This window comes from Rossellomorea sp. H136 (assembly GCF_056838065.1).
Map to the genome: position 1 here is coordinate 257,872 of NZ_CM166371.1, position 19,602 is coordinate 277,473.

The window sequence follows — 19,602 nt, forward strand, 5'->3', positions numbered from 1 at the left end:
TCCTAAGGTTTTTTTATACTCTAAATGACAATTGAGGAGATTAACATGAATCAGTTTGAGATCATAACGACCAGTCCGGAGGAAACAGGTCAGTTTGCAGAGAAATTGGCAGGTCATTTGAATCCTGGAGCTGTGTTAACATTAGAAGGTGATCTTGGGGCAGGAAAAACGACATTTACCAAAGGTCTTGCCAAGGGCCTTGGTGTCACGAAAACGGTTAACAGTCCCACCTTTACCATCATTAAAGAATATAGGGGTCGTTTGCCTCTATATCATATGGATGTATATAGGTTGGATGATTCCTTTGAAGATTTGGGATTCGATGAATACTTTGAAGGGGAAGGTGTGACCGTCGTTGAGTGGGCTCACTTAATTCAAGATCAACTTCCGGAAGAATTATTAAGTCTATCGATTTACCGGGAAGGCGATTCCACGAGAAGAATCGTATTGAAGCCCTATGGTGATCGATATAGTGAATTGTGTAAGGAGATTGTGTCATGACGATATTATCGATTGATACCTCCAATTATCCGTTAGGCGTTGCGCTTATCGAGGAGGACAAGGTAGTTGGGGAGTACATTACCTATATTAAGAAGAATCATTCAGTAAGAGCCATGCCGGCTATCGAACAATTGTTGAAGGATTGCGGGATTGAGGCGAAACACTTAACGAAGGTTGTCGTTGCAAATGGTCCTGGTTCCTATACAGGTGTCCGGATAGGAGTCACCTTAGCAAAGACCCTTGCATGGTCTCTGGGCATCCCGCTCATTCCAGTATCAAGTCTTGCAGCACTTGCTTCATCTGGACGATATTTTACAGGATATATTGTTCCTTTGTTCGATGCAAGAAGGGGACAGGTGTACACTGGAATCTATGAGTTTCAGGGAGATCAATTAACTAGTGTGGAAGATGATTGCAACATACTGCTGGAAGAATGGATGAAGAAGTTAAAAGATTTTAATAAAGATATACTCTTTGTCGGCAATGATGTTGCCCTTCACGAGAGCATGATTAAGGAAGTCCTGGGAGAGCAAGCAAAAATCGCTCCTTTTGTCAGTCATAATCCACGTCCGTCTGAGCTTGCTTTTATTGGTAGTGGTCTGAAAGAGACATCGGCGCATGAAGTGCTCCCTAATTATATACGGATGGCTGAAGCAGAAGTGAAATGGCTGGAATCTCAAAAAAAATCTGAATAGAAAATAAAGGATCGTTAGAATATGGATATACGATTTATGACGGTTGATGATTTAGATGCTGTAATGGAAATTGAAGATCAATCTTTTAGCATTCCTTGGAGTCGGGAAGCTTTCCTGAATGAGATCGAACATAACCACCTGTCTACATATCTCGTTGCAGAGGATGAAGACAAGCTTGCAGGATACTGTGGGGTGTGGCTTGTAGTGGATGAGGCACATATCACAAATGTGGCTGTGCTCCCGGATTATCGGGGGCGGGGTTTGGGAGAAGGCCTCATGCGCAAGATCATGGGTATTGCGATTGAATTTGGAGCTCGTGTGATGACCCTCGAAGTCAGGGTATCGAATACACCGGCACAACATTTATATCGGAAGCTCGGGTTTCAAGATGGAGGAATCCGTAAGCGGTATTATTCTGATAATCAAGAGGATGCTTTAGTAATGTGGGTGAATTTATGAAAAAAGATACGTTTGTATTGGGAATCGAGACAAGCTGTGATGAAACAGCTGTGGCGATTGTAAAAAATGGAACAGAGATTGTGGCGAATATTGTTTCGTCTCAGATTGAAAGTCATAAGCGGTTCGGCGGGGTCGTCCCTGAAATTGCTTCACGTCATCATGTGGAGCAGGTTACATTTGTGCTGGAGGAAGCGCTTGAACAAGCTGGTATGACGATGGACGAAATTGATTGTGTCGCCGTGACGGAAGGCCCCGGTTTGGTGGGAGCCCTTCTGATTGGTGTCAATTCTGCCAAGGCACTGGCTTTTGCTCATAACAAACCTTTGGTGGGTGTCCATCACATTGCAGGACATATTTATGCCAATCGATTAGTGAAAGAGATGAGGTTTCCTCTGCTTTCATTAGTTGTTTCCGGAGGTCATACAGAGCTTGTGTTCATGGAAGACCACGGTTCGTTTCAAGTGATCGGGGAGACCCGGGACGATGCAGCGGGAGAAGCTTATGATAAAGTGGCCCGGACCTTGAGTCTTCCGTATCCGGGGGGACCCCATATCGATCGGTTAGCTCATGAAGGGGAACCTAATATTGATTTGCCCCGTGCATGGCTTGAAGAGGGTTCCTATGATTTTAGCTTCAGTGGATTGAAGTCGGCGGTTATTAACACGCTACACAATGCGAAGCAAAAAGGAGTAACCATTCATCCACAGGATTTGGCAGCGAGCTTTCAAGCCAGTGTGATTGATGTGTTAGTGACCAAAACTGTTAAAGCTTTAAAGGAATATGGAGTGGAACAAGTATTACTGGCTGGTGGAGTTGCCGCCAATAAAGGCTTGCGTGCTGCCCTTCAAGAAGCATTTGAAGAGGTGGAAGTGGAGTTAATCATCCCTCCGATATCCCTTTGTACGGACAATGCAGCTATGATTGCAGCTGCTGGAACGATTTTATTTGAACGAGGAAAAAGAGGAAGCATGGATATGAATGCTCATCCTGGACTTGATATAGAGAATTTCTAAAAGGGAAAGCTTAGGCGAAACTTCGTTTAAGCTTTTTTATTGGTTCTAGTTATTGTTCTCGGTTTTGTTGATATCTTGTGAGTGAATGAGAGGAGAAAGTAACGAACATACGTTTTATCAACAGACTGTGGATAAAATGTTAGTAACCACATAAATGATGTGTACACTATGTGAAAAAGCTCTAGTATGAATGACCTATTTTTTGGAAAAGTTTGTGGATAACTTGCGTTGGAATTGTGGATTATGTGGAAAACCTCTGCTTTTAGAGGATGAAAGGGATTTGAATTGTGGATAATGATGTGGAATAAGAAAGGATCGGGGGTCGCTAGTTATCCCCAATCCTGTGGATTATTGTTCTTCTTGAAGAATCTCCTCGATTTCTGTCCATTCTTCCAATAGAGAATCAAGCTCTTCTTTTGCTTTTGTGAGGGAGTCATTGATGTCCTGAACCTTTTCGTGATCTTGAAAAATCTCAGGGTCACAGAGGAGATCCTCTTTTAACTGGATGTCTTCTTCAAGACCTTCCATGAGACCTTCTATTTCTTCTACTCTGCGTTTTCGTTGACGCTCAAGCTTCTTCGCCTCTTTATCGATCTTGTGGGACTGTTTTTGAGTGGTCACCTGTGATGACACTTGTACTCCTTGTTCCATCCGCTCGAGTGCAGCCAATTCTTCCTGCTGTTGTAATTTCTCTACATAATAATCGTAATCGCCAAGGTATTCGGTCGATCCCCTTTTGGAGAGTTCTACAACCTTTGTAGCAATACGATTGATGAAATAACGGTCGTGTGATACAAAGAGAATCGTCCCAGGGTAGTCAATCAAGGCATTCTCCAGCACTTCTTTGCTGTCTAGATCCAGATGATTCGTCGGTTCATCCAGGATCAAGACATTCCCTTTTTCCATCATGAGCTTGGAAAGTGCCAGACGTGCCTTCTCTCCACCACTCAGTGTGGAAACAGGCTTTAAGACATCTTCCCCTGAGAATAAGAAGTTTCCAAGTACTGTACGGATTTCTTTTTCCATTTTCATTGGGTATTCGTCCCACAGTTCATTTAAGACAGTCTTATTGGAAGATAGTTCGGCTTGTTCTTGATCATAATAACTAATCGAAACATTTGATCCGAATTTATATGCTCCTTCAAGAGGTTGCAGTTTATTGACCAATGTTTTCAAAAGGGTCGATTTCCCGATTCCGTTTGGACCTACAAGAGCGATACTGTCTCCCTTTTTAACAGAGAAGTCGATGTGAGATGAAATCTGTTCGTCTTTTCCATATCCGATGGTAAGGTCTTGGACGTGAAGAACATCATTTCCACTTGGACGATCAATTTGAAAAGCAAAGTTGGCAGATTTCTCATCACCCAAAGGCCTATCCATCTTGTCCATTCGTTCCAGCTTTTTTCTGCGGCTTTGGGCCATCTTGGTCGTCGAGGCACGGGCGATATTCCGTTGAATGAAGTCTTCGAGTTTCGCGACCTCCTGTTGCTGGCGCTCGAACATCTTAAGATCCTTTTCGTAGTCTTCCGCTTTCTGTTCAAGGTATTTACTGTAATTCCCCAGGTATTTCTTGCTTCGGTTCCGGGAAATCTCATACACTTGATTGACGACGCTATCCAGGAAGTACCGGTCATGGGAAACGATCAGGACGGCTCCTTCATAGCTTTGAAGGTACGTCTCAAGCCATGACAAAGTCTCAATATCAAGATGGTTGGTCGGCTCATCAAGAATGAGAATGTCAGGTTTGGTTAAAAGAAGTTTCCCAAGAGCGAGACGGGTTTTCTGGCCACCGCTCAATGTGGATATCTTTGTATCGTAATCAAAATCTGCGAAATTCAATCCGTGAAGAACAGAGCGGATATCTGCTTCATATTGGTAACCACCGGAATCCTTGAACCTGACTTGAAGCTCATCGTATTCTTTTAATACGCGTTGATAGAGCTCTTCTTTTTCATACACCGAAGGATCAGCCATCTGCTGCTCCAATGTTCTTAATTGCTTTTCCTGTCTCTGCAATTCCTCGAAGACGGTCAACATTTCCGACCAAATGGATAAATCAGATTCCAAGCCGGTATTCTGAGCCAGGTATCCAATGGAAACCCCTTTTGGTTTCGTGATGTCTCCGGAATCATAGGAGAGATGACCTGCAATTATTTTTAAAAGAGTCGACTTTCCTGCCCCGTTGCGTCCGACGAGAGCCACCCGATCTCTTGTCTGTATTTCAAGCTTGATATTTGATAGGATATTATCTGCACCAAAGTTTTTCGTTAGTTGATTCACTTGTAGTAGAATCATGACGTTTCACCTCTATTTCATAGTGCTAGTGTACCGTATTTGGGAGGGGGACGGCAATAAATCGACTATTAATCTTCGTACACTTAGGATAAAATATAGTGTATGATGGTTAGTAGAGTATTAAATTCTGTATGCTTTCAATTTTGGAAGCGGTATCAGAGGTTTTGAATAGATGTGGGGGAATACAATATGAACCAGGATACAACGAAAATTCCACAGGCAACGGCTAAGCGCCTTCCGCTATATTATCGCTTTATCAAGAATCTGTACTCGTCGGGAAAGCAGAGAGTTTCATCGAAAGAATTGAGTGAAGCGGTGAAGGTTGATTCTGCCACGATACGCAGAGATTTTTCTTATTTTGGAGCGTTAGGTAAAAAGGGTTATGGATATAATGTCAATTACCTACTATCCTTTTTTCGTAAGACATTAGATCAAGATGCCATTACGAAGGTTGTGCTGATAGGTGTAGGGAATCTCGGTACAGCGTTTCTTCATTATAATTTCATAAAAAATAATAATACTAAGATTGAAATGGCTTTTGAAGTGGATGAAAAGAAGGTTGGGACACAAATCAGCGATGTACCCGTTTTTCATTTAAATGATTTAGAAGAGGGTCTTGAAGGGCATGATATTGAAGTGGCCATTCTGACAGTTCCGGCATCTTCTGCTCAAAATATCACAGACCGATTGGTATCTTCAAATATTAAAGGAATCCTGAATTTCACTCCTGCAAGATTAACGGTGCCGGACCATATCCGCGTCCATCATATTGATCTGGCAGTTGAGCTTCAATCACTGGTATACTTCTTAAAGCATTATTCAGAGGATGACACGGAAATGTCACAAGATGGAATCATATCCGAATAGAAAATAATTCGTAAATACGTTATGATAGAATGGTAAAAGAGGAGGTGTCTCATTATGTTAGGTGCAGGTAGTATCGTATTAATATCGGTTGTTGCTTTACTGATCTTTGGGCCAAAGAAATTGCCTGAGTTAGGGAAAGCAGCTGGTAATACATTACGTGAATTTAAGAATGCAACAAAGGGCTTAGCAGATGATGAGGACGATAATAGTAAAAAAGCTAAGTAGGGTAGGATGAACGCCATGAGTCAAAGTCAAAGAGACATGACAGTCTATGAACATATAGGAGAATTGCAAAAACGACTCATGTTTGTAGTCGTTTTCTTCTTGTTAGCGGTAATTGGGAGCTTTTTTCTTGCGGAACCGTTGATTCGATATTTGCAGCACGCAGATGAAGCGAAAGAATTGACGATGAACGCCTTTCGGATTACAGACCCTCTCAAAATCTATATGGAAATGATCATGTTTATTGCGATCATCATGACATCACCCATCATTCTATTTCAAGTATGGTCGTTCGTAAGTCCAGGCTTATATGAGAAAGAGAGGAAGGTAACGCTTAGTTACATACCGATTTCTGTCATTCTTTTCTTAGGTGGATTGTCATTTTCATATTTTATTTTGTTTCCATATGTTGTGAAATTCATGATGGGTTTATCAACCAATTTGAATATCCAGCAAGTGATTGGAATTAATGAATACTTTCATTTCTTGTTTCAAATAACCATTCCATTTGGATTTCTATTTCAACTGCCGGTTATTATGCTGTTTCTGACACGCCTGGGGATTATTACCCCGATGCTGCTGGCGCAAATGAGAAAAGTGGCGTACTTCGTATTGTTGGTCATCGCGGCCTTCATTACACCGCCGGACATCGTCTCGCATTTAATGGTAACCGTTCCTTTGCTGCTTCTTTATGAAATCAGTATTTGGATTTCTAAAATCGGATATAAAAAGGTTTTAGAAGCAGAACAAAAGCTTGAAATGGAACAGTTCGAGGATATAAATAAGGATTGATCAAATGATCAATCCTTATTTTTTATTCTCTATTTTCTTTTTGATTTTGAAATGCAACAACACCATCCGCAACCCTGAACCAAAATCAAGGGTTGCCAGAAAGACGAGCATATAAGCGAAAAATCCCCAACCATCATCCTGTACATTTTGCACAGCAAAGTATGTGAAGAGCACACCGAGAAGGAGATAGATCACGCCTGAGAATAATGGTGATCTCCTCATAGAAATAATCCTCCAATAAATCCTTGTATTTGTTCAGCTTCGTTGATCATTTTTTCAATTTCATCCTTATAGATAGATTGCATTAGAACGACCGTTGTATTCATGGCAACATGGGCAAATATTGGAACCAGTATCCGCTTCGTTTTGACATAAAGAAACGCAAAGGTAAAGCCCATAGCAGAGTACAAGATCACATGCTCAGGCTCAAAATGAGCAAGGGCAAAGATAACAGAGCTGATTAACGCGGCGAAGAAGAAATTCATCTTTTCATAAAGAACACCGAAGATAATCTTTCTGAATACAATCTCTTCCAGTATAGGTCCGATGATTGCAGCGACCATCATGGATAGAGGTACCTTTTCAATAATGCTGATAATCATCTGAGTGTTTTCAGATCCCATCTCGATTCCAAGCGCATACTCGAGTTGTATGGCGACGGATTGAGCAATGAACGCCATAAAGATCCCGACCACTGCCCATACAATGGACCCCCCTGCATTCATGGGAGCGGTTCGTTCAAGTCCTGTGCTTGTTTCACTCTTCCTTAGAATGGCCCACACAACGAGCAGGGTTAACGTAAAGCTGATGACGAGCCAGTATCCCGGAACAACACTCCTAACTGTATCTTCGGGCTGACCAAGCACATCTACACCAATCTTAAATAATAAGGGGATGCCTACAACACTTGAAAGCTGCATAACAATATAGGTAATTAAGATATATCCGAAATGTTTTTTCAACGTATGATCTCCTTTAGCACCTGTTCGATGAGGATAACCTCATTTCATCTTGAACTCACTCTTGTACAATTCTACTAAGAAAAGAGGAACTGTTCAAATCTAAGGTTTTTGTTAGAATTGTCACACTTCAATCAACTTAAGAATAAAGGCATATGGTGAGGCATAGTATAGGAAGGTGTGAAAAAAAGAGAAATATGACGAAAAAAATTTTAAGCAGGACTCTTGCAAAATGAAAACGAATTAATTAATATAATAGTTGTGTTAGCACTCACAACGATCGAGTGCTAATAAATATCATTTACATAATTCAAGGAGGTTGTTTCACTTGTTAAAACCACTAGGTGATCGCGTCGTTATCGAGCTAGTTGAGTCAGAAGAAAAAACAGCAAGCGGTATTGTGCTACCGGATTCCGCAAAGGAAAAGCCACAAGAAGGTAAAGTGATGGCTGTAGGTACTGGTCGCATTCTTGACAACGGTGAGCGCGTTGCTCTTGAGGTAGCTGTCGGCGATCGAATCATTTTCTCTAAATACGCTGGTACAGAAGTGAAATACCAAGGCACAGAATACCTGATCCTTCGTGATAGCGATATTCTGGCTGTAGTTGGCGAATAATCAAACTTCGTATATAAACAAAACCAATACTTTATTTAAATAAGAGGAGGACTTTATCAATGGCTAAAGATATTAAATTCAGCGAAGAAGCACGCCGTTCCATGCTTCGCGGTGTAGATCAATTAGCAAATGCAGTAAAAGTAACTCTTGGACCAAAAGGACGTAACGTGGTACTTGAGAAAAAATTCGGTTCACCACTTATTACAAATGATGGTGTTACGATTGCTAAAGAAATCGAACTGGAAGACGCATTCGAAAACATGGGTGCAAAACTGGTTGCTGAAGTAGCAAGCAAAACAAATGAAATTGCCGGTGACGGTACAACGACTGCAACGGTCCTTGCTCAAGCGATGATCCGTGAAGGTCTTAAAAACGTTACAGCTGGTGCTAACCCTGTTGGCGTTCGTAAAGGTATCGAAAAAGCGGTTCAAGCGGCTATCGAAGAATTAAAAGTGATCTCAAAGCCAATCGAAGGCAAAGATTCCATCGCTCAAGTTGCGGCAATCTCAGCTGCTGACGAAGAAGTGGGTCAACTGATTGCAGAAGCAATGGAGCGGGTTGGTAATGACGGTGTTATCACAATCGAAGAATCTAAAGGTTTCACAACAGAACTTGACGTGGTAGAAGGAATGCAATTCGACCGTGGATATGCATCTCCATACATGGTGACTGACTCTGACAAAATGGAAGCTGTTCTTGAAAATCCATACATCTTAATCACTGACAAGAAAATCGGTAACATCCAGGAAGTACTCCCTGTTCTTGAGCAAGTTGTACAACAAGGTAAGCCACTATTAATGGTAGCAGAAGATGTTGAAGGTGAAGCACTTGCAACGCTTGTTGTGAACAAACTTCGCGGAACATTCAACGCCGTTGCTGTTAAAGCTCCTGGCTTCGGTGACCGTCGTAAAGCAATGCTTGAAGACTTAGCGGTTCTTACAGGTGGAGAAGTGATCACAGAGGATCTTGGACTGGATCTTAAATCTGCAAACATCACTCAACTTGGCCGTGCTGCGAAAGTAGTCGTAACGAAAGAAAACACTACTGTAGTAGAAGGCTCTGGAGATCCGGAAAAAATCGCAGCTCGCGTAAACCAAATCCGTGCTCAATTAGAAGAATCCACTTCTGAATTCGACAAGGAAAAATTACAAGAGCGTCTTGCTAAGCTTGCAGGTGGAGTAGCAGTCGTGAAAGTCGGAGCTGCAACTGAAACTGAGCTTAAAGAGCGTAAACTTCGTATTGAAGACGCATTGAACTCTACTCGTGCAGCAGTAGAAGAAGGTATCGTTTCCGGTGGTGGTACTGCCCTGGTGAACGTATACAATAAAGTAGCATCAATCGAAGCGGATGCAGATGTGGCAACTGGTATCAACATCGTGCTGCGTGCTCTTGAAGAGCCAATCCGTCAGATCGCTCACAACGCTGGATTAGAAGGTTCAATCATCGTAGAACGTCTGAAGAAAGAAGAAGTAGGTGTCGGTTTCAACGCAGCTACTGGTGAGTGGGTAAACATGATCGAAAAAGGTATCGTTGATCCTACAAAAGTAACTCGTTCTGCACTTCAAAACGCAGCGTCTGTAGCAGCAATGTTCCTGACTACTGAAGCAGTAGTAGCGGACATTCCTGAAGAAGGCGGCGGCGGCATGCCAGACATGAGTGGCATGGGCGGTATGGGTGGAATGGGCGGCATGATGTAATTCCGTTTCACTAAATTGTGAAGCTGCCTGATGTTTAAATAGTTTGTAAGTAAAGGACTACTTCCTATGAAAAGGAGGTAGTCCTTTTTTGCTTCGAGCATTTATAACGTTATGTTTATGTAGTATTTTTTAAACAAACGTTTGATTAAAGGAAAACTTTGTATTGTTCTGAAGGGCCTAAATTTAAAGTGATAAATATCGACTAATTCTGCACGCTATAGTGAAATAGTCTTATAGAACAAAAAGGAGGATATGGTGATGGCGACAAAAAAGAATTCGCAAGCCTGAGCAGAGGCAAAAAAAACGATGCCGGTAGAATGAGAGGGATATACAAATGGCTAAGGAGTTGGGGATGGCACCAAAGGGTTTAATTAAAAATATCCTGCACCTAATCAGAAATGGAAAGCAGATTTGAAAGCACTTTATCAATTCGATGTTTTCCTATCACATCATCTAGTGCAATGTGTATCACCTTTATTCCTTGTTCTGCTTAGCTGGTTACCGGAATGGCTGACTTAATTGAGGATTCTTCTTTCTGCTCCTCTATTTCAGCAACATGCTATGAGAACGTTTTATAAATAGCTAACTTTCGGTTCCACGTATGATTGTCTTCGCATTTATAAATCGCAAATTGGTATATGTTTTTTCCGTTTGCGTTATGCCTTCGCACATTCGTATCCGTAAAAACAGATAATTTGCCACACATTTTGCAGTGCTTCTTTCAGCTTGTTCTGGAGTTTGAGAAAGTTTCCAATGGAATGTTATATTTGACATTAATCCTTCACCTCTTAATTAAGATAAAGGAACCCAGGCATCTATTTGGATATCTTGCAGCGCAGTATAAAATTATTTTAAATAAATAAAAAAGGAGATCCTACACAAGGATCTCCTTTCGCATCGAGACTACAGGGGTGCTTGGTTCCTTTGTAATGAGAAAAAAGGGCATTACAAAGGAAAGTTTGGCATACGTATTCTCCTGTATCCTTTCTACCCTTCTAACATCATTCGTTTTGCTTCGAAATATAATACTTGAATAAATTTTTTTATATTTATTCGTGTAGTAGTGAAGGATGGCTTTGATTCATTTGTTAACTCTGTCATCTTTTTGCGAACGATCGTAAAGTCAAAAAACAGGGAAGAGTACTTTTCGAATTTTGCATTTGAAAAGTCTGTAAGTCCCAGAGATGCCATGTGAGTCAGTGCCTGATAAATAGTTCTGCGAACACGTTGCTTAGCAGCTTTTGCCTCTCTTCTAAGATTCCCTTCGTCTGCGGCAGCTCCCAGCTTATTATTTGCTAAATGCTCATAAATTTCATTAAGAGATGGTAATCCGTGTTCAAATGTATCCTTTTTCTCATAATTAAATAAAATAGCCAATATCTCTAATAAATCTTTACTACCACTCTCGCCTGAAATACCTAATTCCGCCAAAAGGAACTCACCATAATGTTTAATATTATATTCCTTAAAAGCCGTCTCCTTTTGATTTAGGATAGAACCTATTTGAAGTACAGAATTTAATGATTTTTGAATATCGTGAATGGATTGTTGCAGACGAGTATGCTCCATTACTTTTCGGATGACAGCTATCACTTCTATTTTATTAATTGGCTTGATAATATAGTTTTCAATTCCAAGTGTATATGCTTTACCAATCAGATCCTTGGACTCCATTTGCGAAATCATAATGATTTTCCCCTTAAATACCGGTTTGATAGATTGAATAGTTTCAAAACCATCACGGGTGGGCATCAATAAATCAATCAATAAAATATCAACCTTTTTCAAGTTTAATGTTTCTCCATTTAATAATGCTCCATCATCGGATTCGCCAACAACTTGTCCCAAATCCCCATCTTCGATAATTTGAGCAAGCATGGAACGAACGATGATATCATCATCTGTTATAAAAAAATTCATCAAGATTTCTCCTTTTCAACTAAATTATCAACTGGCAAGCTAATAATGAAGACGGTTCCTATGTTGTTTGAGCCACTTTTAAAGGTAATCTTTCCATTAAACTTTTTGACCATATCTTCTAAAAAAGTTAGCCCGATACCCGTTGAAGGATTGCCCATACTGTCAAACTTAGAAGTGAAGCCAGGTTTAAATATTAAGTCCCTATTCCTTTCCGGAATACCAGGTCCGTCATCTTCAATCCGAAAATGAACAGAATTCTCCTGAAAACTAACCTCTATTTCGATGGTTCCCATTTCTTTAATGGCTTCTACCGCGTTGGCAACTAAATTATTTATTATCGATAGAATGGTATAAATATGGTAACGGGGGTGATTCCCTTTTATGTGATAATGAAAAAGGATATCTTTTTCTAATAAATATGCATACTTTTCATTGGATCGTACAATTATTTTTATTAAATCCGTAATATGGACATAGTCTGTAAAGCCTTCGTTTGAGATAAGCTTGGATAAGCCCGCATAAATTCTCTGATTGTCTTTTTTAACATCATGTATTTTACCAGCTATTTCCAGTAATTGTTGACGGGTTTTTTTAAGGAGTTTATTGTCTACATCATGATTTCCATTTAATTCTCTATATAATTCGTAAGCTTTCATTGTAATCGTTTCAGAATTTTGAAATGTCTTTTTTAAATGAATAGATTCTTCATATAAGTTCGATACATGCAATAACATATGTTCATTTTGCTTCCGTATTTCTATCTCTCGGGACTGTGCCTCATATAATTTCATCATACTAAATACTCCTAATACCATAAAACTATGAGCAAGAGCCATAAGGAACATTTCCAACAATGACCCTGAAGTAATGATACCTCTAAACATTATATATTGTAAGAATATTTCTACAAGATTCGATAATATTTCAATGGTAATTCCATAGAAACCAATGATCAAAGGTTGCCGATGAAAACGATTAACCTTAAATAAATAGAAAAGGGAAGTATAAGTGAAGTAAAAGAAAAAACTTGGATAATGAGATTCAAAAGAAATAAACCAGTTAAAGTTTACTCCCATTAATGAATCTAGCAGCATACGAAAAAACACAACAAGAATAGCTGTTAAAAAGCCTGGTATAATGCCGGTTTTTCTTAAAAAAAGTAGAAAAAGAAAAAGAGTTGGTGGCCCTAAGCTGACACGAAATGTTTCATTAATGGGATAAAAGTGTATTTCTCCAGCTAATGGAACAAAAAACATCATCAATATAATAATGGTACGTTCTTTTCTAAATAAAGGATTTATACCCAAAACTATCACTTCCGATTTTAATATTCTTACTAGTTAGGTTAGTTTATATAATGATTTTTTAAAAGATTTATTTGTAGTATTAGGTTTCTTTGTGTAACTCTGATTCTAAAATGAATGAGAATGTCCAGGAATTATATCTGGTTTACCTTAAGCTCTGTTATAGCATCATGTTGATTTTGAAGAAGTCCCAGCTGGTATTGAAGCTTGGGTGGAGACCCGCAGGCGCAGCCGCTGAGGCATTATCAGCACCCCGCGGAAAGCGAAGCCTTGCGCGGAAATCAACAGCGGTGTTTACAAGAGCCTTACTTTAAAAAGAAAACGTTTACAGGGGGTGGGTTAGTGCATCAGCAAATAATAAAAGAAATAAATCCAACTAGTATCCCCAAGGAAGAAGGAAATCTTTGTGGATGGGTCATGAAATACCGTTCCCTTGGTTTGAAAGGCCGATGTGCCGACTATATCCCAGCATTGGGGGAGTCTAACCAATCGGATTTGGGAGTTTACATGATTAGTTCTGATGGTGTAGAGATGAAGGCAGGAGATTGGGAGGTTCCCTTTACTTTACAAAGTATTTCAAAAGTAATCAGTTTTATTGCAGCCTGTTTAGACCGTGGAATTCCTTATGTATTAAATCGTGTGGATGTAGAACCAACAGGGGATGCATTTAACTCTATTGTTCGATTGGAAATTCATAAGCCGGGCAAACCGTTTAACCCAATGATTAATGCGGGAGCGCTTACAGTAGCATCTCTTCTCAATGGGGAAGCCCCGGAGCAAAAGCTGGAATCGATATACGCGTTAATAGAAAAAATGATTGGGAAACGACCAACAATTAATGAAAAAGTATATCAGTCCGAGTTGAAAACAGCCAATCGAAATAGAGCCTTAGCCTATTATTTGAAAGAGAGTGGATTTTTGGAATTAGAGGTAGAGGATGCATTAGAGGTTTACTTAAGACAATGTTCAATCGAAGTAGATACAAAGGATATTGCTCAAATTGGATTAATACTATCACAAAATGGATACGACCCAATTCATAAGAGGCAAGTCTTTCCTAAACAAATAGCACAGCTGACGAAAGGCTTAATGCTGACTTGCGGGATGTATAATGCTTCTGGTAAATTCGCCGCATTTGTCGGTGTACCAGCGAAAAGTGGGGTATCAGGAGGCATCATGGCATCAGTACCTGCCAGATATCCACAAGAATCCCCTTTCCAAACCGGCTGTGGTATCGGTATTTTTGGACCAGCTATAGATGAATATGGTAATAGCCTTGCAGGTGTCGAGTTATTAAAACATATTGCTGAGGAGTATAACTTTAGTATTTTTTAATTCGTTAATTAAATCATTTTAATGGAGGAATTATCTCGTGTGGATCATCACTTCTCATTCAAAAAAAAACATTATTAAAATATTTGAATTTAGCATGGGAAAGAGGCAATAGAAACTTTTAAGAGAATGGAAGGTTATAAAATACTAACCGAAGTGAATTATTTTAATGAATTTAATTAGCTGAAACATGATCGAATTTGAATTTGCGTAAAACGCAGCATTTAAGGAGGTATCCTTTTGAAGAAATTGATGTTACTTACTACTGGTGGAACAATTGCTTCATTAGCAGGGGAAAATGGACTGGCACCTGAGCTGAAAGCAGATGAAATCTTAAGCTATCTTCCAGATATAAATTTGCTTTGTCAAATGGATAGTAAGCCTTTGATGAATATAGATAGTACAAATATGCAGCCAGAAAATTGGGTTGAAATAGCAAAATCCATTTATGAGCATTACCATGATTACGATGGCTTTGTAATTACTCATGGCACAGATACAATGGCTTACACTTCTGCTGCACTCTCCTATATGTTGCAAAATGTAGGAAAACCAATTGTCTTTACAGGATCTCAAATCCCGATTGCTTTTCAGAAAACGGATGCTAAAAGGAATATCTCTGATGCTATCCGCTTTGCTTGTGAAGAAATCGGGGGAGTATATGTAGTGTTTGATGGCAGAGTTATTCAGGGAACAAGAGCCATTAAATTGAGAACGAAAAGCTATGACGCGTTTGAAAGTATAAATTCCCCTTACATCGCTTTTATAAATAATGAAGGTATTTATTATGATAAACCGGTAAGTACACCAAAGAATAAAGAGATTAAATTGGAAACCTCCCTATGTACAGATGTTTTATTAGTCAAGTTGTACCCTGGAATAAAGCCTGAAATTTTTGACTCTCTGAAAGATCAATGTAAAGGGATTGTAATTGAGAGCTATGGAAGTGGTGGTATTCCATTTGAAAGAAGAAATATTGTGGAAAAATTAATCGATTTGGCGAAATGCGGGATATCTATTGTCGTTACTACGCAATGTCTAGAAGAGGGAGAGGATATAGATATTTATGAAGTAGGGAGAAAAGTAGGTCGTGATAGTATTATTCGTTCAAGGAATATGAATACAGAAGCCATCGTTCCTAAATTGATGTGGGTACTGGGCAAGACTCAGGAACCGCAAGAGGTGAAGGAAATGATGGAAACGCCAATTGCTGAGGACTTATATTATAGAAGTTATAAAGGGAGAGAAGGAAATAATGAGAGACAAGAACGTATACCGAATTGAGAAAGATTTTCTCGGTGAAAAGGAGATACCAGCAGATGTTTATTATGGAATTCAAACGTTACGGGCTGTGGAAAATTTCCCGATAACTGGATATACCATTCATAAAGAATTGATTAAAGCGCTGGCGATGGTTAAAAAAGCGGCAGCACTTGCCAATATGGATACGAAACGTCTATATGAAGGGATCGGTAAGGCAATCATCCAATCCTCGGATGAAATTATAGAAGGAGAATGGCACGAGTATTTTATCGTCGATCCGATTCAGGGAGGAGCCGGTACTTCAATGAATATGAATGCGAATGAAGTCATTGCAAACCGTGCGCTTGAACTCCTCGGCCATCATAAAGGCGACTATTGGAAAATAAGCCCGAACAGACATGTGAATATGTCGCAATCAACGAATGATGTATTTCCGACAGCGATTCATATCTCCACCCTTAATATGCTGAAAAACCTTCTGGATACTATGAGAGACATGTTACATATCTTCAAGGAAAAAGCTCAGCAATTTGATCCGATCATAAAAATGGGTCGCACCCATCTTCAAGATGCAGTACCAATTCGCCTTGGTCAAGAATTTGAAGCATACAGCCGTGTTTTGGAACGTGACATAAAAAGGATTGGACAAGCTCGCCAGCATCTTTATGAAGTGAATATGGGTGCTACAGCTGTAGGGACAGGATTAAATGCTGACCAATTGTATATAAAAAATGTCGTAAAGCACCTTTCAGACATAAGCGGATTACCGCTTGTAGGAGCCGAGCACCTTGTTGATGCTACACAAAATACCGATGCATACACAGAAGTGTCAGCAGCATTGAAGGTCTGCATGATGAATATGTCCAAAATAGCGAATGATTTACGATTGATGACATCCGGCCCTCGTGCTGGACTTGGGGAGATTACTCTACCATCACGCCAGCCCGGTTCCTCCATTATGCCAGGAAAAGTCAACCCGGTAATGCCTGAGCTCATTAACCAAGTGGCCTTTCAGGTGATCGGAAACGACCATACGATTTGCTTGGCCTCTGAAGCCGGACAACTGGAATTAAACGTAATGGAACCCGTGTTGGTTTTTAACCTGCTTCAATCCATCAGCATCATGAACAATGCATTCCGAAGCTTTACAGATTTCTGCTTAAAAGGAATTGAGGCAAACGAAGACCGGTTGAAGGAATATGTTGAAAAAAGTGTGGGATTGCTTACAGCCGTAAATCCACACATAGGGTATGAAGTTGCATCGCGAATTGCTCGGGAGGCAATCTTAAAAGGTAAATCGATTCGAGAGCTTTGTTTACAATATGATGTTTTGACAGAGGAAGAACTCGATTTGATTTTAAACCCTTACGAAATGACCAATCCTGGCATATCAGGCGGTGCTTTAACCGAGCGAGTGTAACATGATAAATCTATGGATCAATTGATTTTCTTTAAAAAGCCCTTATCATTGGGGGCCATAGTTTTATAGGGAAAGGTACTGAGCTATTATTATAATTTTATCTTTTTTCATATTAAACCTTTTAATTGACGGTTGATATATAGATAAAGGATGAACTTTTATAATAGGATGGTGAAAGCGCATTATTTCAGGGGGTGGAAAGGTGAAGCAAGTTCGATTACCATCTATATTAGAAATTACTATTACATTTGGATTGTTTTTAGCCATTGTTTTTTCTTTTACCGTTATGTTTGATTTACCTATACAGCTGGCACTACTTATATCGTGGTTTATTGTTATATTACTTGGGTTACGGTTAGGACACCGATATCAGCAACTGCAAGAAGCTATTACAAATGGGATTTCGAATGGGCTTGAGGCCATATTAATACTAGTTGTCGTTGGTGCACTTATCGGGACCTGGATTGCAGGAGGAATTGTACCGACCCTTATATATTACGGTTTGGAGTTTATCCATCCCAGCATTTTTTTATTGGCAACTCTAGTCATTTGCTCGATAACATCTTTGGCTACAGGTACGTCATGGGGAACTGTTGGGACTGCTGGAATAGCGATGATGGCAATTGGGGAAGGGATGGGTATCCCACTTCCACTGGTGGCTGGTGCCGTTCTATCAGGTGCATACTTTGGAGATAAGCTTTCTCCGTTATCTGACAGTACTGTACTTGCGGCGTCTATGTCGAAAGTGGATGTAATTGCACACGTACGTGCAATGCTATATTTAGATATACCTGCATACCTTATTACGGCTATCCTTTTTACGATAGCAGGATTTATATATGGCGGCAAAAATACTGATTTAGAAAAAGTGGAATTTCTTAAGACTGCATTACTGGAAAACTTTAATATTCAAATTTGGATGCTCATTCCGGCTATGTTTGTCCTTCTAATGCTGGCACTGAAGAAACCTTCTGTACCGACAATTGCTGCAGGGGCTCTCTTGGGGACTATTTGGGCTTCTGCATTCCAAGGGATAGATTATTCCATAGCCCTTGGTATGGCTTACAATGGTTTTTCCATAGACACAGGCATTGAATTCATGGATGATCTTTTGAATCGCGGGGGGATCCAAGGAATGCTGGGCTCCATCGTCGTTATTATTTTCGGATTAGGTTTTGGCGGTCTATTGGAACATTTAGGAGTACTAAAAGTAATTGTGTCCAAATTCCAGAAGAAGTTGACTTCAGCAGGTAATGTAACCCTATCAACCATAATTGTGGCCTTTTTAGCGAATGTATTTGGCTGCGCAATGTACGTTTCATTAATATTAACACCAAAAATCATGGAAAAAAACTATGATAAACTATACATTGATCGAAGAGTTTTATCTCGAAATTCTGAAGTCGGCGGTACGATGACATCAGGGATGATTCCTTGGACCGATAACGGGATATTCATGGCAGGTATTCTAGGTATATCTACCTTTTCCTATGTCCCATTTATGTGGCTAAGTTTTGTTTCCATTGCCCTTGCGATTATTTACGGATATACAGGAAAATACATTTGGTACACTAAAAATGACGTTCAGGAACTTCGCCAGCAGGCTAACTAAGCAATTTGTTTAAGCACAATTCTATTAAAACTTAGCTCTGTTAAAGCATCATGTTGATTTATTAGGAGTGCAGGCATCCGGAACACCCGCGGAAAGCGAACGCCTGTAACGGAGATCGACAGGTGTTATACAGATACATAGTTATTTTAAGGGTAGCTTTTAATAAAAAAGGGCGGTTTCCGCGTGGTTTTCCTTAAAGATACTACAGACGAAATTTGGAAAAACCTCGATATACCGCCTTAACGCGCACAGTATGTAAGATATTACACACTCTCACCTTAGTGGGCGGCATGATGTAATAGTTGCTCGAACCCTTGAAATATAAGAATTTGTTATTGAAAAGCTAACATTGAGGATATTAAAAAGGCTTCTCAGAAGTTCGCTGAACTTTTGAGAAGCCTTTTTTCCATTTATTGAGTACTGCAGAGAACCTTTCTTATGACGAAGACTATGATTCGCTCAACAGCTCAATTAGGATAATACTTTCAAAAAAATGAGGGGTTAGTTATTCTTTTACTGCTAAAAAAGGTTGCGTATTCAATGAGTATTTAGTATTTTTAAAGAAAGCGCATACAGAACGGATTGTTACTGTTAAATCAGGCAAAACCGATTCCTTTAAAAAAAGGGAAGGTTTT

At 39.8% G+C, this 19,602-nt stretch carries 18 protein-coding genes and 1 pseudogene; 13 read left to right on the forward strand and 6 right to left on the reverse strand.

All coding sequences use genetic code 11. The annotated features are described in order from the left end of the window. Window positions 1-45 precede the first annotated feature (45 nt). The 4 genes from tsaE to tsaD are packed head-to-tail and all read left to right on the forward strand — an operon-like array spanning window position 46 to window position 2,668. Window positions 46-501, forward strand: coding sequence for a tRNA (adenosine(37)-N6)-threonylcarbamoyltransferase complex ATPase subunit type 1 TsaE (tsaE, locus tag ACYH0O_RS01460; protein ID WP_482630842.1), 456 nt, complete (start codon window positions 46-48; stop codon window positions 499-501). Next, window positions 498-1,196, forward strand: a complete 699-nt coding sequence (gene tsaB, locus ACYH0O_RS01465; RefSeq protein ID WP_482630843.1) for a tRNA (adenosine(37)-N6)-threonylcarbamoyltransferase complex dimerization subunit type 1 TsaB — start codon at window positions 498-500, stop codon at window positions 1,194-1,196. Before tsaE ends, tsaB begins: the two co-directional genes overlap by 4 nt. 21 nt (window positions 1,197-1,217) lie before the next feature. Continuing rightward, a complete protein-coding gene (rimI, locus tag ACYH0O_RS01470; protein ID WP_149157839.1) occupies window positions 1,218-1,655 on the forward strand; it encodes a ribosomal protein S18-alanine N-acetyltransferase in 438 nt (145 codons plus the stop codon). Further along, window positions 1,652-2,668: a tRNA (adenosine(37)-N6)-threonylcarbamoyltransferase complex transferase subunit TsaD gene (gene tsaD / locus ACYH0O_RS01475; protein WP_482630844.1), complete on the forward strand. Its 1,017-nt coding sequence runs from the start codon at window positions 1,652-1,654 to the stop codon at window positions 2,666-2,668. Before rimI ends, tsaD begins: the two co-directional genes overlap by 4 nt. A gap of 348 nt (window positions 2,669-3,016) precedes the next feature. Here tsaD and ACYH0O_RS01480 read toward each other — a convergent pair whose 3' ends face one another. After that, window positions 3,017-4,963: an ABC-F family ATP-binding cassette domain-containing protein gene (locus ACYH0O_RS01480; RefSeq protein ID WP_482630845.1), complete on the reverse strand. Its 1,947-nt coding sequence runs from the start codon at window positions 4,961-4,963 to the stop codon at window positions 3,017-3,019. Window positions 4,964-5,152: 189 nt separating this feature from the next. Here ACYH0O_RS01480 and ACYH0O_RS01485 point away from each other — a divergent pair, with 189 nt between their 5' ends. The 3 genes from ACYH0O_RS01485 to tatC are packed head-to-tail and all read left to right on the forward strand — an operon-like array spanning window position 5,153 to window position 6,844. Next, window positions 5,153-5,830 (forward strand): redox-sensing transcriptional repressor Rex, encoded by a 678-nt coding sequence (locus ACYH0O_RS01485; protein WP_426892678.1) that lies wholly within the window; start codon window positions 5,153-5,155, stop codon window positions 5,828-5,830. Between the two features lie 54 nt (window positions 5,831-5,884). Further along, window positions 5,885-6,055, forward strand: coding sequence for a twin-arginine translocase TatA/TatE family subunit (locus ACYH0O_RS01490; protein WP_149157835.1), 171 nt, complete (start codon window positions 5,885-5,887; stop codon window positions 6,053-6,055). Window positions 6,056-6,070: 15 nt separating this feature from the next. After that, window positions 6,071-6,844: a twin-arginine translocase subunit TatC gene (tatC, locus tag ACYH0O_RS01495; protein WP_482630846.1), complete on the forward strand. Its 774-nt coding sequence runs from the start codon at window positions 6,071-6,073 to the stop codon at window positions 6,842-6,844. A 15-nt stretch (window positions 6,845-6,859) separates the two neighbouring features. On the opposite strand, the gene ACYH0O_RS01500 is transcribed toward tatC, so the two are convergent. Both ACYH0O_RS01500 and ACYH0O_RS01505 read right to left on the reverse strand, forming a co-directional pair. Further along, entirely contained in the window at window positions 6,860-7,066 is a 207-nt protein-coding gene (locus ACYH0O_RS01500; RefSeq protein WP_113971435.1) for a YdiK family protein, read from the reverse strand. Next, window positions 7,063-7,806, reverse strand: coding sequence for a CPBP family intramembrane glutamic endopeptidase (locus ACYH0O_RS01505; RefSeq protein WP_482630847.1), 744 nt, complete (start codon window positions 7,804-7,806; stop codon window positions 7,063-7,065). Before ACYH0O_RS01505 ends, ACYH0O_RS01500 begins: the two co-directional genes overlap by 4 nt. 325 nt (window positions 7,807-8,131) lie before the next feature. Between ACYH0O_RS01505 and groES the strand changes: the two genes are divergently transcribed. Continuing rightward, complete coding sequence (gene groES, locus ACYH0O_RS01510) at window positions 8,132-8,419, forward strand: co-chaperone GroES (protein WP_034766060.1); 288 nt, start codon at window positions 8,132-8,134, stop codon at window positions 8,417-8,419. A gap of 59 nt (window positions 8,420-8,478) precedes the next feature. Further along, complete coding sequence (gene groL, locus ACYH0O_RS01515) at window positions 8,479-10,116, forward strand: chaperonin GroEL (RefSeq protein WP_149157832.1); 1,638 nt, start codon at window positions 8,479-8,481, stop codon at window positions 10,114-10,116. Window positions 10,117-10,678: 562 nt separating this feature from the next. Here the strand turns inward: groL and ACYH0O_RS01520 are convergent. The 3 genes and pseudogenes from ACYH0O_RS01520 to ACYH0O_RS01530 form a co-directional block, all read right to left on the reverse strand. Beyond that, window positions 10,679-10,822: pseudogene (locus ACYH0O_RS01520) on the reverse strand (cytoplasmic protein); the annotation flags it as partial. A 281-nt stretch (window positions 10,823-11,103) separates the two neighbouring features. Then, on the reverse strand, window positions 11,104-12,036 hold the full coding sequence (locus tag ACYH0O_RS01525; RefSeq protein WP_482630848.1) for a response regulator: 933 nt from the start codon (window positions 12,034-12,036) through the stop codon (window positions 11,104-11,106). After that, the gene (locus ACYH0O_RS01530; RefSeq protein ID WP_482630849.1) at window positions 12,036-13,352 is read right to left on the reverse strand and encodes an ATP-binding protein; all 1,317 of its coding nucleotides are present in this window, start codon (window positions 13,350-13,352) and stop codon (window positions 12,036-12,038) included. The genes ACYH0O_RS01525 and ACYH0O_RS01530 overlap by 1 nt, the downstream gene beginning before the upstream one ends. Before the next feature lie 345 nt (window positions 13,353-13,697). Here ACYH0O_RS01530 and ACYH0O_RS01535 point away from each other — a divergent pair, with 345 nt between their 5' ends. From ACYH0O_RS01535 to nhaC, 4 genes are all read left to right on the forward strand, one after another. Beyond that, complete coding sequence (locus tag ACYH0O_RS01535; RefSeq protein WP_482632472.1) at window positions 13,698-14,675, forward strand: glutaminase; 978 nt, start codon at window positions 13,698-13,700, stop codon at window positions 14,673-14,675. 237 nt (window positions 14,676-14,912) lie between these two features. Continuing rightward, window positions 14,913-15,956, forward strand: coding sequence for an asparaginase (locus tag ACYH0O_RS01540; protein WP_482630850.1), 1,044 nt, complete (start codon window positions 14,913-14,915; stop codon window positions 15,954-15,956). After that, window positions 15,928-17,355 (forward strand): aspartate ammonia-lyase, encoded by a 1,428-nt coding sequence (gene aspA / locus ACYH0O_RS01545; protein ID WP_482630851.1) that lies wholly within the window; start codon window positions 15,928-15,930, stop codon window positions 17,353-17,355. Before ACYH0O_RS01540 ends, aspA begins: the two co-directional genes overlap by 29 nt. Before the next feature lie 202 nt (window positions 17,356-17,557). Next, window positions 17,558-18,967, forward strand: coding sequence for a Na+/H+ antiporter NhaC (nhaC, locus tag ACYH0O_RS01550; RefSeq protein ID WP_482630852.1), 1,410 nt, complete (start codon window positions 17,558-17,560; stop codon window positions 18,965-18,967). Window positions 18,968-19,602: the final 635 nt, after the last annotated feature.